The organism is Sporolactobacillus shoreae (assembly GCF_004684935.1).
Classification (GTDB): Bacteria; Bacillota; Bacilli; order Bacillales; family Sporolactobacillaceae; genus Sporolactobacillus; species Sporolactobacillus shoreae.
Window position 1 is genome coordinate 89,597 of record NZ_SRJD01000009.1, and the last position, 13,364, is coordinate 102,960.

Genomic DNA, 13,364 nt, shown 5'->3' on the forward strand with positions numbered 1-13,364 from the left:
CCTACTTGCATGCCGCTCTGTTATGACTGACTTCTTTAGTCATCAGTATGGTTGTCCCCTTGCCGACTTCGGTTTCAATGGCCACATGATCCATAAAGTTTTCCATGATCGTAAAACCCATTCCTGACCTTTCCAGTTCGGGTTTTGTCGTGAACAATGGCTGCTTGGCCTGCTCTACGTCTCCAATCCCGATTCCGTCATCATGAATCCTCAGGCTGACTGTGCCATCTTCCAGTTTCACATTGATTTCCACTTTTCCAGTACCACTGTTCTCGTACCCGTGAATGATACAGTTCGTGACTGCCTCGGACACAACCGTTTTAATCTCAGTCAGTTCGTCCAGTGTCGGATCAAGCTGGGCAACGAAAGCCGCTACGGCCACACGGGCAAATGACTCATTTTCACCAAGTGCAGAAAAAGCCAGTGACATTTCGTTTGTCATTCAGGCCACCCCCAGCGTATGAAGTGCATATTTCTCGTCAGACTCAAGCCGGATAATTTTAAACATCCCGCTCAGTTCGAATAACCGGTGCACAGCAGGCGATATCGAGCAGACGACCATTTCGCCGCCCAGTCCAGCTATCTTTTTGTACCGACCGAGAATAACGCCGAGTCCTGAACTATCCATAAACTCCAGGCTCCCGAGATTCAGCAGTATATGCTGCACCATTTCTTCATCCATCAATTCATTGACCCTGGTACGCAGTTCATCTGCCGTGTGGTGGTCAAGTTCCCCCTCGAGCCGGATGCAGAGCACACCATTTCTGACTTCCAGATCCATTTTCAAACTCATTACAGATCTCTCCTCCCCTGATAAGGAACTACCGTCTTTTCTCAATTAATAATCTAATAATATAGGTCTCGTCTTTCAGATTTCTTCTTCTGAACTCAGGTTTCCTGCATGTTGTCAAAACTAGTGTTTATTCGGCAAAATAAGTGATTCCGCTGACTTATACTTGTGTCCTCAACCTGCTTTATTTGGTGAGGAGCGACGCGGAAACTCTTTTAAATAACTGCCACCATGAAGCGCGATTGACATTTTCCCTGACAATTAACGGGGTTTTTGACAGCAACTTCCCATTTTTTGTGACATTATAGTAACCAACGACTGTTCCCGCTTTGATAGGAGCCTGAAGAGTCCCGTTCACAACAGCTTTTTCCTTGAAACCCTGTTCATTTTCGCCTTTTTTAAGGAGCAGTACTGCCGGTTTTTGGGTAACAATAGGAACCTTGCCGTGATCCCCTTTATTCACATTGGCCATAGTTATCGTTTTATTTTTATCGAGTAGTTTCTTGGTTGTATAGCTGGAGAAAGCCTGATTCATCAGCCCCGCAATCTCCGTGTTCCGTTCTTTCGGTGTTGGAGCCCCCATCACAACAGCTATCACCCGCATTCCGTTTCTTTTTGCCGTCGCAGTTAGACAGTACTTCGCTTCATTAGTGAATCCCGTCTTCATTCCATCCGCTCCCGGATAGGTTTTAATCAATTTATTGGTGTTGACCAGCCAAAATTTCTGATCCGTATTCTCACGGAGGTAGTCCTCATACTTAGATGTGTAGTTAAATACCTTTTCATAGTTGGCCAGTGCGCTTGCCATCACTGCCATATCATGAGCAGTCGTGTAATGGTTCTTTACCGGAAGGCCTGTCGGATTTTCAAAATGTGTGTGTGTGAGCCCCAATTGTTTCGCTTCCTGGTTCATCTTTTCAACAAATGCTTTTTCAGAGCCACTGACAAACTCTGCCATAGCAACGGATGCATCATTTCCAGACGCGATAGCGATGGCCTTAAGCATCTCATCTACGGTCATCGTTTCGCCTGGTTCTAGAAATACCTGTGATCCGCCCATTGAAGCTGCGTGCTCGCTGACACTGACCTTGTCAGTCAATGAAATCTGGTGACTGCTCAACGCTTTAAAAATCAGCAACAGCGTCATCACTTTTGTCATACTGGCAGGTGGCAGTTCCTTATTCGCATTTTTTTGATAGAGAATTTTCCCTGTCTCCTGCTCAATAACAATAGCTGACCTTGCACCGCTGTTATTACTTTCACTCGTCTTTTTCGTTTCTGCAGAAGCAATGCCTGCAGGCACTATTGCTGTGAGCAAAAGAACCATACATATAAACCATGTATAAAATGCCTTCATGAATCTACCTCCTTACGATTATCTTTAATATTCTTTCCATTATCATTCCTTTTATACCGGAAAGTGAGAGGAAGAAAACTAGCCAAACGTTGTTTCTTTCCGTGTACATTCAAATACCCTTGACAGTCTGTGAACCTCTCTCTATAATCTAAATAATTTTGCAAAATGCATCATTTGATTCGATAAAAAGCGAATCAGAGGCAAAGGAGCATGGCCATGCACCCCTTGGAACAATGGATCAGAAGGCATGTGAAAGCCGTCTATTCACCGTATCATGAATTGCTTGTAAGTCTTCACGTTTTAGTTAACCCGGATCACCATCTATCCCGCCTTAATTGGGTCAGGAACGTACATCAGAACATGGACCGGGAAATGGTCGATCAAATTTTATTTTATGGAAAAGTGACAGAGGAATGGTTTTTTGCGATGGACTGCGAAGCTGCATTTTATTCTGACAGCCGATACGTGGAGGAATCAATTGAGAAATGGAACGTAATCAGTGAAATTCAGTTTTGCCGCTTCATACTCGGAAAAAATTATGAACAGAGTACATCAAAACAGAGCAAAGAAGCAAGAGATATCCTGCGCCGTCCTAAGTGGCATCAAAAGAGACTCTACCACCTGCTTCAAGCATACCAAAAAGATTTCTTCGCACGAGAGCTCTATGCGGTTGAGCCCTGGCTCGTAAAAGCGGTGAACAGCTGCAATGCCGGATTTCAAGAAAATCCGGTCGAAACCTTGCGGTCCATTCATCCACGTTTTCTCGTCAAGGAAAAATATATCCAATTTTTAAAAGCGCGAACCTACCAGTTTAATTATTCGGAGCTGAATTCGATCACAATTTTACCATCAACGTTCATTGCTCCCCATCTTCTGATTGATACTGAATCACCTGATATTAAAGTGGACAAACAAGTGATCATTCCTTCATCAGAAAGGGTTGAAGAAACACCCCAGGACCTGTTGCGCGCACTTAAAGCACTGGCGGACCCGACCCGTCTGATTATGGTCCGGGCGATGCTCTATCACCCCTACTGTACACAGCAGCTCACAGAAAAAGTAAAGCTCGCGAAAGCCACCGTTTCCAAGCATTTAAAGGTACTTGAGAAATCAGGGCTGATTCGGAGCGAACGCAGCAGCCATTATGTATTTTATCGTACAAATGCCTATCTTTTAGAAATGCTCCGGGTAGACATGGATCAGTTTTTTGATCAGCCAAAGCTTGAGAAGGAGGAACAAAACTAATGTGGGCGTCATTTTCAGCGACATTTAATCGCCAATTCATGACCATGCGCCGGGCCTATCCATGGTCGTTCTTTATCGGTCATATTTTGGACGGGGTATATATCATTATTTTTGCCTATCTGTCCTACCACTTTATTTTCCAGGGACAATTGAATAAAAATTTTACCTCCTACACGGGAACATCAAATTATCTATCATACGCGATGATTGGTGGCATGCTTAATTCTTTTTCCGTTTCATTGCTTATGATTGTAAGCCGAATGCTGATTACAGAAATGCGTGAGGGGACACTTGAAGCCCTCCTGCTGACGCCCTCCTCGCGTCAGGGCTATTTTCTTGGCGCCGCCGTCCAGGGACTGATGCGCTCATGTATCGAGATGATCGCGATTTTTTCAATTGGCCTTTTCTTCGGATTGAAAATGGTGTCCGTAAACGCTCTGATACTCATCCCGGTTCTCTCTGTTTTCTGTTTTGCCATTTTCTCGCAGGCGCTCGTTCTCGGCAGTTTTATGCTTGTTTTCCGGGATACTTATATTACTCAGAACACCCTCTTTGTCATCATGACGCTTGTCAGCGGTGTCAGTTTTCCACCTCAGTTTCTTCCCGGGTGGCTGCACACTTTAAGCTGTATCATGCCGCTGTCCTATGGACTGAATTTGTTCCGTGGTGTTGTGATCGAGGAACACTGGTCCGGATCTATGACTCAGGATCTCTTTCTGCTTTTTGGACTCGGCGTCCTTTATTTTATAGCGGGCTCTATTTTCATCAAACGCACAGAGAAAACTGTTGTTGAAAAATACTTTGGTTAAAGGAGGACAAATCATGCTCGAAGCAAGGCATCTTAAAAAATATTATACCGTCAAAGAAAAAACCGGGTGGTTTTCCCGGGAAAAGCAGCTGATCCGGGCCGTTGATGAAATTGATTTATCAATCGATAAGGGTGAAATTGTCGGGCTTCTCGGAGTTAACGGTGCAGGGAAAACAACGACCATTAAAATGTTGTCAACCTTGCTGACGCCGACTTCAGGCACCATAACAGTGGACGGAACCAATGTGGTCGAACAGCCTAATCGAATCAAACAGCAAGTTAATATGATCGCTGGCGGTGAACGGATGTTATACTGGCGCCTGACTGCGCGGGAAAATTTAATGTACTTTGGAAAGTTGTATGGTTTACACGGCCAGACGCTCACCGAACGATGCAGACAACTGATCCGTCTTGTAGGATTAGACGAGGCTGCCGACCATCCGGTTGAGCGATATTCGAAAGGAATGAAACAGCGGCTGCAAATCGCAAGAGGTTTGATCAATGATCCTGACTATCTTTTTTTGGATGAGCCAACGCTCGGACTTGATGCACCGGTTGCCCGCCAATTGAGAAAAACGGTTAAGGACTTGGCAAAGGTGAGAAATAAAGGGATTCTACTCACCAGCCATTATCTTGAAGAGGTACAAGAACTTTGTGACAGGGTTTATATTATCGAAAAAGGACACCTGCTTCTGCATGGTACACCCGAGAGGATTATCCAGACAGTGGTGAATATTTTCCATCTTCAGGCTGTTGTCAGCGGACAGTCCTCCGATTCTATCTGGCTGAAGCAGGAACTTGAAAAAAGAAACGTCCAGGTCAGCGTTAAAGATAGTGACGAAGGAAAACTCCTTCATATGACGGCTTCATTTGACATGACTGCCTCTTTTATTGCACTTGTCGCCAAGCAGGGTTTGATTTTAAAAAAGTTGGAGGCTACAAAGCCAAATCTTGAGGACGCAATTATTAAGCTTGCAGAGGAGAGCCATGCCTCATGAATCTATTGAGTATCATATGGGCGGAAGTCAGAAAAAGCCACCGGCATAATTTTAATAACCATCTTGTTTATTTTTCACTTTTTGTCTGGCCAGCTATTTTGTTTATCAATGCCTACTATGCATTTAAACCTTTTAATTTGCAGGCAGGCAGCCCGCTCGCCCGATTTGTTCCATTTGACAAACTTGGCCTTTTTCTAATTACCGGTTATTTGGCCTACATCTTTTTCTGGAGTTTGGTTCAGTCCGCCTGGCAGATGGCTTACGAACGTCAGCAGGGAACACTTGAGCTCCTCCTTCTGACTCCTGTGCCAAGAATTTGGCTCATGTTTGGCAGAGCAGCAGCTAATCTCATCGAAGCAGTCTGGCTGTTTTCGGCTTTTTCCTTATTGATCATTCTGTTCATGGGCGGTGTCCATGTCGCCGAGTGGTGGCTGGTACCTGTCGCCATTGTTTTGCTCGTTTTGTCGGCTGTAATCTGGGGCGGATTTCTAAATATTATTTTCTTATTTTCCCGCGATGCCGGCGTCCTCTATACACTGTTTGAAGCACCCATGGAATTTTTTTCAGGAGTGAGGATGCCTGTGCTTGCGTTTCCCATCTGGGCAAAGTCTATTGCCTTTCTTTTTCCGCTCACCTATGTCTTAACTATTTTGAGAGGTGTTGTCATGGAAGGTAAAACTTTTCGTGACCTGAGCGGTTCTCTAATCCTGCTTTTAGGTGTTTTAACTGTCCTTGTCATTGCATCACTCTTCTTAGTCAGGGTTGCAGAACGGCATGCAAAAGAGACCGGAAATCTGACATTGTTTTAAAACCAGTTCATCGATCCAAATTTTATCTTGCTTATACAAGGTCAACAGGATGTATGATTTTTTGGGACTATATAAAACTGTTTCATGATAAGTTATAAAGCCGCATTCCTGCGCTGTAAAATTGTTTCATTACCAAATAAAGTGATAAAAAAATTGGCTTATAATGAGCAAAAAAAGCGACACAAATCTTCTATGATCGAGGGGACAATTTTGGTGAGGGTTAATTTCTATGATTTGGAGACCATTCCTAACGAAAAATTGAAGTATGTTGTTATTTCTTCAAAAATAAATGATAAATGGTTGTTCGTTAAACATAGAAAAAGAGAAACTTGGGAAATTCCAGGTGGAAAAATAGAAAAAGGCGAATCAGCAGAAAGCGCTGCTAGGAGGGAACTATGGGAAGAAACGGGTGCCAAGGAGTTTTCCTTAACACCCATTTGTATTTATTCTGTACTAAGAGAAAATGACGAATCTTTTGGTCAGCTTTTTATTTCGAATATATCTATATTAGGTGAATTGCCCAAATCAGAAATTGGAACAGTTGCACCATTCAGTGAGCTTCCTGAAAACCTAACTTATCCATCAATACAGCCATTTCTTTTTTCAAAATGTAATTTTTAAAAAAATTTTAGATTTCGTAATACGTGTTTACTGAAAAAAAAGAAACAGCTTTATAGTCAGTCATCATCTATAACCTTTCCTATCGTTCAACCAAAGATACACCATAGATGATTCTCAAATGTTAAATAGAGAGGAACATTTAGATGGACGCGTTAGTTCTTGACTTGGATGGAACACTGTTAAACTCAGATAAAAAAGTCAGCGGAAGAAATTTAAGAGCACTTAAAGAAGTCATAAAGAGAGATATCCCGATGATCATTGCTACCGCCCGCCCCCCGCGATCGGTAAAACAGATGCTTCCCGAAGAAATACGGTCATCAGCATTTATGGTTTATTACAATGGGGCATTGATCGACGGCAAGTCTTTAAATATTCATTATCACTTTTCAATCGATTCAAAGATAAGCACGGACATCATTAAGTATTTGATAGAAACGGAGCCGCAGCACTGTTTGTCGATTGAAGCGGAAGATCACTGGTACAGCTATCAGGATTTGGATTTTACAAAAACGATGCAAATAACAAGCAATCCTGAAAAAATCACTTTAAAAGCCCTGAAAAAAATCAACCCGACAAAAATATTGGTATCGCATCTGGATTCACCTTTGTCACTAGGGAACAAATTGGCCAGTCAGGTCACGATTATAACTACGGATTCAAACCAATTGACACAAATTATGAAGCACAACATATCAAAAGAATTTGCTGTTTCCCTTCTATCTGAGAAGCTTGGGCTGTCTCTCGATCAAGTCGTAGTCTTTGGTGATGACTTCAATGATCTGGGGTTATTTAAGTGCTGTGGCTATCCTGTTGCAATGAAAAATGCCGTACCTGAGTTAAAGCAACTGGCAGCAGAAGTTACTGACTCCAATGATCAAGATGGAGTAGCTAAAACACTGGAACATTTATTGGGTTAGTGCCTGCTTAGACCCATCTGTTACACGGGAATAATAAAAGGTTATTAGGACATTAAGAGCCGTAATGAGAGATGCACCTCCCATTACGGCTCTTTAAGAATTCTTGCCAAATTATATATTTTTCACAATTCCCTTTACCAAAGAAGTGAAATTCTCCTTGACCAGGTCGGCAGTCTCAATAACCTCTGCATGAGACAAAGGCTGATCCAGAATACCGCTGGCCATATTGGTAATACAGGAAATTCCGAGAATCTTCAGCCCCGCGTGGCGCGCGGTAATGACTTCAGGAACGGTCGACATGCCTACTGCATCGGCACCCATTGTGCGCATCATTCTGATTTCCGCCGGCGTCTCATACTGTGGTCCCGGCGTCGCTAGATACACACCTTCCCTGACCTTGATGTCGTACTTTTTCGCTTCTTTCTTTGCCAATTCGATCAAAGAAGGATCATAGGAAGCAGACATATCCGGAAAACGAGGACCGATCTGATCATCGTTTGGACCGATCAGCGGACTTGCACCCAGCATGTTGATGTGATCCTGTATCAGCATCAGATCCCCCGGGGAATAGTTCAAATTAATACCGCCGGCTGCGTTCGTTACAATCAATGTCCGGATGCCAAGTGCTTTCATTACTTCAACCGGGAAAGCCACTTGCTTCAGGGAGTAGCCTTCATAATGATGATATCGGCCCTGCATCGCAATGACTGTTTTTCCTTCGAGTCTGCCGATCACGAATCTTCCTTTATGACCTTTAACTGTAGGTTCCGGAAAATACGGCAATGAATGATAAGGAATGTAGTCTGCATGTTCAATGTCATCTGCCAGATCACCAAGCCCTGAACCAAGAATCAGTCCGATCTCCGGAGCCTGTCCGGTTTGGTTTCGAATTATTTCCATTACTTCTTCAACATGGCTCATTTTCATCTCTCCATTAATATGATTTTGCTTAAAGTGCTGCGCGGGGATGACAGCGTGAGTAAACTTCCTTGAGTTGATGTTTCGGCCGATCCGGAAACCTGCGGGTGACATACGTATTTTCCCGCCCCATAAGTTCATCGACCGACTCAAAGTCCGCTCCCCTTTCAATCAGATGTGCGGCAAGAGACTGCCTGATCATTTCCGGTGAAAACGACGGTCTTATTCCAGCCCGTTCCGCGCTCTGCTTCAGTATCTTCCAGACGCCCTGCCTGGTCAGCTCTTTTTTTTGTCTGTTCAAAAAGAGTGTCTGTTGATCCTGGCCGGTCTTTACTTTATTTCTTACTTCAGTTATGTATACCTCTAATGCCTGTCGTGCAGGTTCACCGATGGGAATGATCCTTTCGTTGCGGCTGGTACCTCCGCAGCGGACAAAGCCAAGAGTGAGGTCCAGATCCTGAACATTCAGACGAATCAATTCAGATACCCGCATGCCTGTCGCGTACAAAAGTTCCAGCATGGCCCGGTCACGTATTCCAATATTCGTTTTCTGATCCGAATGGCTCAGGAGAGTATTCATTTCTTCAATAGAAAGTACTGCCCGCGGCTTATTCTCTGATTTGGGCACTTTCATCGCGATCGTAGGATCTGTTTCCGCAAGATGATTTCGAAGCAAAAAGCGATGGAATCCGCGGACAGATGCTGCTTTTCTCGCAATAGTTGTCGATGAATTGCCCATATCTCTCAGCCAGTACAGATAATTAACATCAGCAAGCTCTGAAACCTCCGACCAGCTGGAGCAGCCTTCTTTTTCCCTTAGAAAAGAGGAATACTGACCAAGATCACTCCGGTAGGCATCCAATGTATTAGTAGATAGCCTGTGCTCATCACTTAACTCAGTCAGAAAATCATTAATCTGTTTTTGCACTGCTTTCATTCCCCGTCTCCCAAGAACTCCAGTAATCTCATAGAAGGACTAATAGACTTTCCACTGTTTTCTTTTCTTGTTTCTTCTTGATACTGTACCACTTGAATGGCACCATTCCCCGGATCTTCATACCGCTGAACATGAGAAAGATTCTGGTCAATCCAGGTTATTCCAACATAAAACACTGTTGTCAGTATAATAAAAAGCAGGAACATCTTCCAAACTATTGGGATCATTCTCAGATTATCTTTCATTAAACAGATCACCTCAGTCTGCATGGACAGATTTTTACTTTGTCCTAAAAGATTATGCGGTAACATGAGGTGAACATGCTGAATAATCATCAGCGCTGCAAATTCGAGTACGAATGAAGATCCTTAAATGTGTTACTGTATCTGTACTTTAACACGTGGAAAGCCATAAACAAAGGAACAGCTTTGTTCCTGCTGTTCCTTTGTTGAAAAATAATGATTTACACTTTTTCCACTTCAGGCTCTGCCTCCAGATTCTGACCGGGCAAGCCTTCTTCCTTGTGCTTCTCAAGGCATCGGTGGCAGATTCCGTGAAAAGTGAGACGATGATCCTTTACCTTAAAGTGCCATTTCCGTTCAACAATTTTTTCTACTTCGCCAAGTAAGTCTTCCTGTATTTCATCCACTGATCCGCATTCAATGCACACAAGATGATGATGAAAATGATTAGCCCCCTCACGGCGAAGATCATACCGGGAGACGCCATCACCAAAATTGATTTTATCCACAACTTTCAGTTCAGTCAATAATTCAAGTGTTCTGTATACTGTTGCAAGGCCGATCTCCGGGGCCTTCTCTTTTACCAAGAGATAAACATCTTCCGCACTCAGATGATCCTGTTCATTCTCAAGCAATACACGTACTGTTGCTTCCCGTTGAGGTGTCAGTTTGTATTTTTGCGCATGCAGCTGTTTCTTAATCCGATTAATTCTGCCTTCCACACAAACCCCTCCCTCTGCAAAACTGTACAAACATGATCAATTTCATTATTAATCTGACAGGAAAATTCGTTCCTTATACTCACAAAAATTATAATCCCAACCGATTTGCGTGTCAATGATAAATATAATGATTATAAAATTGTAATCAATTTATTTTGAGAATAAAAAAACAGCCTGCCCCGCTTTGTTTTAAAAAACTTATGATCAATTATAGTTTATCGTATGTCATATTTTCTCTGGTTGTTCATCAGTTGTTTATCAAAAAATCACGAAATAAATAAGCGGATCAATGCGGGTGAAATATAGGCCTCATAGCCACTCGCAAACGCCACAATGCACCCTGAGATCAATAACAGCAAAGCGTAGCTGATAATCTGCGGGAAAAGGGGTTCCCTGCGCGTCTTGATTAATAATTGCCGGATGATTTTAAGAGAGCAGACGACTGCAACCACTGAGATGAACAAGTCGCAAGGTATCAGAAGCAAATTTTGCGGAAACACACTGACCAGTGCGGTCAGAAAGCCGTTTATCCCCATTTGGCTGACAAGAAATCCAACGGTAAATCCGAGTACCATTCCCTTGACAAAAACCAGTATAAATATGATGGGAAGTCCAATCACAGAAAGGCCGAGTATCCAGATAAGGCCGATATACTGCAAATCATTGAGTAAGCTTTCTCGGAACAGCAATTGAGGGTCGGCAATCTGTCCGTGCGATAGTTCTCCAAAAAATTGTTGCAGGTAATGAAAAAGATCTGTTTTTGTTTCGTAAGGCAGACTATTGACAACAATCGCCCCAAAAATAATTCCCATCAAAAACAATGCAATAACAAAAGTGTACAGAGACCTGCAATCTTTCAAATGAGTTGCCAGTAGTCTGGTGAATCTATTTCCGGACATAAGCAAATCCCCCCGCCAGCTTTCTTTCGGATAAAGTCTATTAACCAGTCTATGATTAACTTCTGAAAGCTATAACAAGGGGATGCTCTATTCTATTGGAAAGAACCAATTTTTATTTTTTCAAAGAGCGCAGCCGCATGTACTGAACCGCGTAAACCGTCTTTGCATCGGCAATCCGGTGATCCTCAACCATATGTTCCGCCTCTTCCAAAGTAACAGCGTAAACTTCCAAAAATTCGTCTTCATCCAGATGCTGCTTGCCGGAAATAAGGGAATGTGTAAAATAAACATGCAGCAGTTCATCTGAAAAACCTGGTGAAGAATAAAATGAAGACACTTTCTTCATTTCCTCACACTGGTACCCCGTCTCTTCTTCAAGTTCGCGCCGGGCAGCATCATCAGGATTTTCCCCGGGTTCCAGCTTGCCAGCCGGAATTTCATAAAGGATTTTGTTCATTGGATATCGATACTGCCTGACCAGAAGAAGTTTACCTTCGTCGTCTGCAGCAATAATTGCAACTGCGCCAGGATGCTTCACCACTTCACGCGATGCACTGCGGCCGTCCGGAAGGCTGACTTTATCTAAAAAAAGATGAACGATTTTTCCTTTGAATATTTCCTTTGATTCAGTCCTTGTTTCTGTCAATCCATCCATAAAAATACCGCCTCACTTTATATACTTTTCAATTTCAACAATATCCGTAATTTTCATATTAAGCAATGATTAATTAATCATAATCTTCCCCCTTTTTTCCGTGACGATATCCTTAATTTGTTCTATAGTTTATAAAGTGCTTTAGTCAAAAAAGAAGAAAAAAATTCTGCTGAGGTTAGATCATGCCTGAACCCAATCCAATCATCAATAATAAAAAATACCCGCTGATATTCGAACCACTGGTCATTTCAAAGCCCTTCCGTGCGCTATGGATCGGTAACTCTCTTTCGGTTTTCGGTTCTTCGATTTCAGGAGTCATCGTACCGATTCTGGTCTATTCACTAAGCCACTCAACAGTTGCCATGGGCCTCATCATGACTGCCTACATGCTTCCGAATGTTCTCATTCTGCCCTTCGCCGGCATTTTTGTCGACAGAATAAATCGGGCGAAGCTGATGAGATCAGCGGACATCATCCGCTGTCTGTTGGCCTTTCTCGTTATGTTACTCGGGTTAGCCGGGCAGCTCACCATCCAAGTGTTAACCGTCATCATGGCTCTTCTCGGATTTATGGATGGTTTATTTCAGCCTGCCTTCTCAGCATTACGCGCCACTGTCTTTGCACCAGAAATCAGAAATTCGGCCAATGCGCTAAATCAGCTCAGTGTCCAGAGCACGCGTCTGTTCGGGCCGGCAATTGGCGGCCTGATTGTTGGTTTTCTTTCTGCCCCGATCGGTTTTGGCATTGACGGTCTGACCTATCTCATCTCATTCATTTGCCTACTTTTTCTCACCAATGAGGGGAGAATCATCAAGACTGTAAAATCTCCCGGAAAAGTCTCCTTTATTCGTGAATGCTTCGGAGGCATTCAAGTGATTATGAAAAACACTTGGCTCTGGGTCACAATAGTGGCGTTCAGCTTTCTCAACATCTGCACGGCCGGAGTTATTGTGATATTGGTTCCCTGGCTGATTAATGTCCACGATGCTTTTCCAGCCTATGTCTATGGATTGATCATGTCCGGAGAAGCGATTGGAGCAGCTCTGGCAGCTTTCATTTTCGGTATGCGCAAGACCTGGCGTTTTCGTGGATTCATCGCTTACGGCGGAATCTGCGTCGTCGGACTCTCACTTTTCTTCATGCCGCTCATCCACCAGGTATCGCTGATCATCGCTTTAATGACTGTCGAAGGCATGGGAATGATGGCCTTCGGACTCGTCTGGGAAACAAGTCTTCAGGAACTTGTCGCACCGGAAGCTTTTGGCCGTGTAGCCAGTCTTGACATGCTTGGCTCCTTTGCACTTCTCCCCGCAGGATACCTTTTTACCGGATGGTTCGCCAAAGCTGTCGGCGGCAGCTTCGCAATGATGATCATGGGCGCTGTCGTTGTCGTTTCTACCCTGCTGATTTTATGTATACCAGGCATACGAAAGTTTGACTGAATGT

Annotated in this window: 16 protein-coding genes; 7 read left to right on the plus strand and 9 right to left on the minus strand. The window is 43.5% G+C overall.

Going from position 1 to position 13,364, the window contains the following annotated elements; genetic code table 11:
• Position 1: 1 nt before the first annotated feature.
• The 3 genes from spoIIAB to E4665_RS09450 form a co-directional block, all read right to left on the minus strand.
• Positions 2-442 carry an anti-sigma F factor gene (gene spoIIAB / locus E4665_RS09440; RefSeq protein ID WP_135348547.1) on the minus strand — a complete coding sequence of 147 codons (441 nt, stop codon included), beginning with the start codon at positions 440-442 and terminating at the stop codon, positions 2-4.
• Positions 443-793, minus strand: coding sequence for an anti-sigma F factor antagonist (gene spoIIAA, locus E4665_RS09445; protein ID WP_135348548.1), 351 nt, complete (start codon positions 791-793; stop codon positions 443-445).
• 181 nt (positions 794-974) lie between these two features.
• Positions 975-2,147, minus strand: a complete 1,173-nt coding sequence (locus E4665_RS09450; RefSeq protein WP_135348549.1) for a D-alanyl-D-alanine carboxypeptidase family protein — start codon at positions 2,145-2,147, stop codon at positions 975-977.
• A 216-nt stretch (positions 2,148-2,363) separates the two neighbouring features.
• On the opposite strand from E4665_RS09450, the gene E4665_RS09455 reads away from it, so the two are divergent.
• The 6 genes from E4665_RS09455 (at position 2,364) to E4665_RS09480 (ending at position 7,545) form a co-directional block, all read left to right on the plus strand.
• On the plus strand, positions 2,364-3,392 hold the full coding sequence (locus tag E4665_RS09455) for an ArsR/SmtB family transcription factor (protein ID WP_167815172.1): 1,029 nt from the start codon (positions 2,364-2,366) through the stop codon (positions 3,390-3,392).
• Positions 3,392-4,201 carry an ABC transporter permease gene (locus E4665_RS09460; RefSeq protein ID WP_135348551.1) on the plus strand — a complete coding sequence of 270 codons (810 nt, stop codon included), beginning with the start codon at positions 3,392-3,394 and terminating at the stop codon, positions 4,199-4,201. Before E4665_RS09455 ends, E4665_RS09460 begins: the two co-directional genes overlap by 1 nt.
• 13 nt (positions 4,202-4,214) lie before the next feature.
• Positions 4,215-5,198, plus strand: a complete 984-nt coding sequence (locus E4665_RS09465; protein WP_135348552.1) for an ABC transporter ATP-binding protein — start codon at positions 4,215-4,217, stop codon at positions 5,196-5,198.
• Positions 5,195-6,007: an ABC transporter permease gene (locus E4665_RS09470; RefSeq protein WP_135348553.1), complete on the plus strand. Its 813-nt coding sequence runs from the start codon at positions 5,195-5,197 to the stop codon at positions 6,005-6,007. The genes E4665_RS09465 and E4665_RS09470 overlap by 4 nt, the downstream gene beginning before the upstream one ends.
• Before the next feature lie 153 nt (positions 6,008-6,160).
• A complete protein-coding gene (locus E4665_RS09475; RefSeq protein ID WP_206663576.1) occupies positions 6,161-6,628 on the plus strand; it encodes an NUDIX hydrolase in 468 nt (155 codons plus the stop codon).
• Positions 6,629-6,771: 143 nt separating this feature from the next.
• Positions 6,772-7,545 carry a Cof-type HAD-IIB family hydrolase gene (locus tag E4665_RS09480; RefSeq protein ID WP_135348554.1) on the plus strand — a complete coding sequence of 258 codons (774 nt, stop codon included), beginning with the start codon at positions 6,772-6,774 and terminating at the stop codon, positions 7,543-7,545.
• Between the two features lie 111 nt (positions 7,546-7,656).
• On the opposite strand, the gene E4665_RS09485 is transcribed toward E4665_RS09480, so the two are convergent.
• The 6 genes from E4665_RS09485 to E4665_RS09510 all read right to left on the minus strand — a co-directional run bounded on the left by E4665_RS09485 (position 7,657) and on the right by E4665_RS09510 (position 11,918).
• Positions 7,657-8,466 carry a purine-nucleoside phosphorylase gene (locus E4665_RS09485; RefSeq protein WP_135348555.1) on the minus strand — a complete coding sequence of 270 codons (810 nt, stop codon included), beginning with the start codon at positions 8,464-8,466 and terminating at the stop codon, positions 7,657-7,659.
• A gap of 28 nt (positions 8,467-8,494) precedes the next feature.
• On the minus strand, positions 8,495-9,400 hold the full coding sequence (locus tag E4665_RS09490; protein ID WP_135348556.1) for a tyrosine-type recombinase/integrase: 906 nt from the start codon (positions 9,398-9,400) through the stop codon (positions 8,495-8,497).
• A complete protein-coding gene (locus E4665_RS09495) occupies positions 9,397-9,645 on the minus strand; it encodes a DUF4227 family protein (RefSeq protein ID WP_167815173.1) in 249 nt (82 codons plus the stop codon). Before E4665_RS09495 ends, E4665_RS09490 begins: the two co-directional genes overlap by 4 nt.
• A 218-nt stretch (positions 9,646-9,863) precedes the next feature.
• Positions 9,864-10,364: a ferric iron uptake transcriptional regulator gene (fur, locus tag E4665_RS09500; protein ID WP_135348558.1), complete on the minus strand. Its 501-nt coding sequence runs from the start codon at positions 10,362-10,364 to the stop codon at positions 9,864-9,866.
• A 266-nt stretch (positions 10,365-10,630) separates the two neighbouring features.
• Positions 10,631-11,263 carry a stage II sporulation protein M gene (gene spoIIM, locus E4665_RS09505; RefSeq protein WP_135348559.1) on the minus strand — a complete coding sequence of 211 codons (633 nt, stop codon included), beginning with the start codon at positions 11,261-11,263 and terminating at the stop codon, positions 10,631-10,633.
• Between the two features lie 112 nt (positions 11,264-11,375).
• Positions 11,376-11,918: an NUDIX hydrolase gene (locus E4665_RS09510; RefSeq protein ID WP_135348560.1), complete on the minus strand. Its 543-nt coding sequence runs from the start codon at positions 11,916-11,918 to the stop codon at positions 11,376-11,378.
• 182 nt (positions 11,919-12,100) lie between these two features.
• Here E4665_RS09510 and E4665_RS09515 point away from each other — a divergent pair, with 182 nt between their 5' ends.
• The gene (locus E4665_RS09515) at positions 12,101-13,360 is read left to right on the plus strand and encodes an MFS transporter (protein ID WP_135348561.1); all 1,260 of its coding nucleotides are present in this window, start codon (positions 12,101-12,103) and stop codon (positions 13,358-13,360) included.
• Positions 13,361-13,364: the final 4 nt, after the last annotated feature.

Excerpts from the sequence above, each read along its gene's own strand:
- spoIIAB (WP_135348547.1), bottom strand. The coding sequence starts at position 442 with ATGACAAACGAAATGTCACTGGCTTTTTCTGCACTTGGTGAAAATGAG.
- spoIIAA (WP_135348548.1), bottom strand. The coding sequence starts at position 793 with ATGAGTTTGAAAATGGATCTGGAAGTCAGAAATGGTGTGCTCTGCATC.
- E4665_RS09450 (WP_135348549.1), bottom strand. The coding sequence starts at position 2,147 with ATGAAGGCATTTTATACATGGTTTATATGTATGGTTCTTTTGCTCACA.
- E4665_RS09455 (WP_167815172.1), top strand. The coding sequence starts at position 2,364 with ATGCACCCCTTGGAACAATGGATCAGAAGGCATGTGAAAGCCGTCTAT.
- E4665_RS09460 (WP_135348551.1), top strand. The coding sequence starts at position 3,392 with ATGTGGGCGTCATTTTCAGCGACATTTAATCGCCAATTCATGACCATG.
- E4665_RS09465 (WP_135348552.1), top strand. The coding sequence starts at position 4,215 with ATGCTCGAAGCAAGGCATCTTAAAAAATATTATACCGTCAAAGAAAAA.
- E4665_RS09470 (WP_135348553.1), top strand. The coding sequence starts at position 5,195 with ATGAATCTATTGAGTATCATATGGGCGGAAGTCAGAAAAAGCCACCGG.
- E4665_RS09480 (WP_135348554.1), top strand. The coding sequence starts at position 6,772 with ATGGACGCGTTAGTTCTTGACTTGGATGGAACACTGTTAAACTCAGAT.
- E4665_RS09485 (WP_135348555.1), bottom strand. The coding sequence starts at position 8,466 with ATGAGCCATGTTGAAGAAGTAATGGAAATAATTCGAAACCAAACCGGA.
- E4665_RS09490 (WP_135348556.1), bottom strand. The coding sequence starts at position 9,400 with ATGAAAGCAGTGCAAAAACAGATTAATGATTTTCTGACTGAGTTAAGT.
- E4665_RS09495 (WP_167815173.1), bottom strand. The coding sequence starts at position 9,645 with ATGAAAGATAATCTGAGAATGATCCCAATAGTTTGGAAGATGTTCCTG.
- spoIIM (WP_135348559.1), bottom strand. The coding sequence starts at position 11,263 with ATGTCCGGAAATAGATTCACCAGACTACTGGCAACTCATTTGAAAGAT.
- E4665_RS09510 (WP_135348560.1), bottom strand. The coding sequence starts at position 11,918 with ATGGATGGATTGACAGAAACAAGGACTGAATCAAAGGAAATATTCAAA.
- E4665_RS09515 (WP_135348561.1), top strand. The coding sequence starts at position 12,101 with ATGCCTGAACCCAATCCAATCATCAATAATAAAAAATACCCGCTGATA.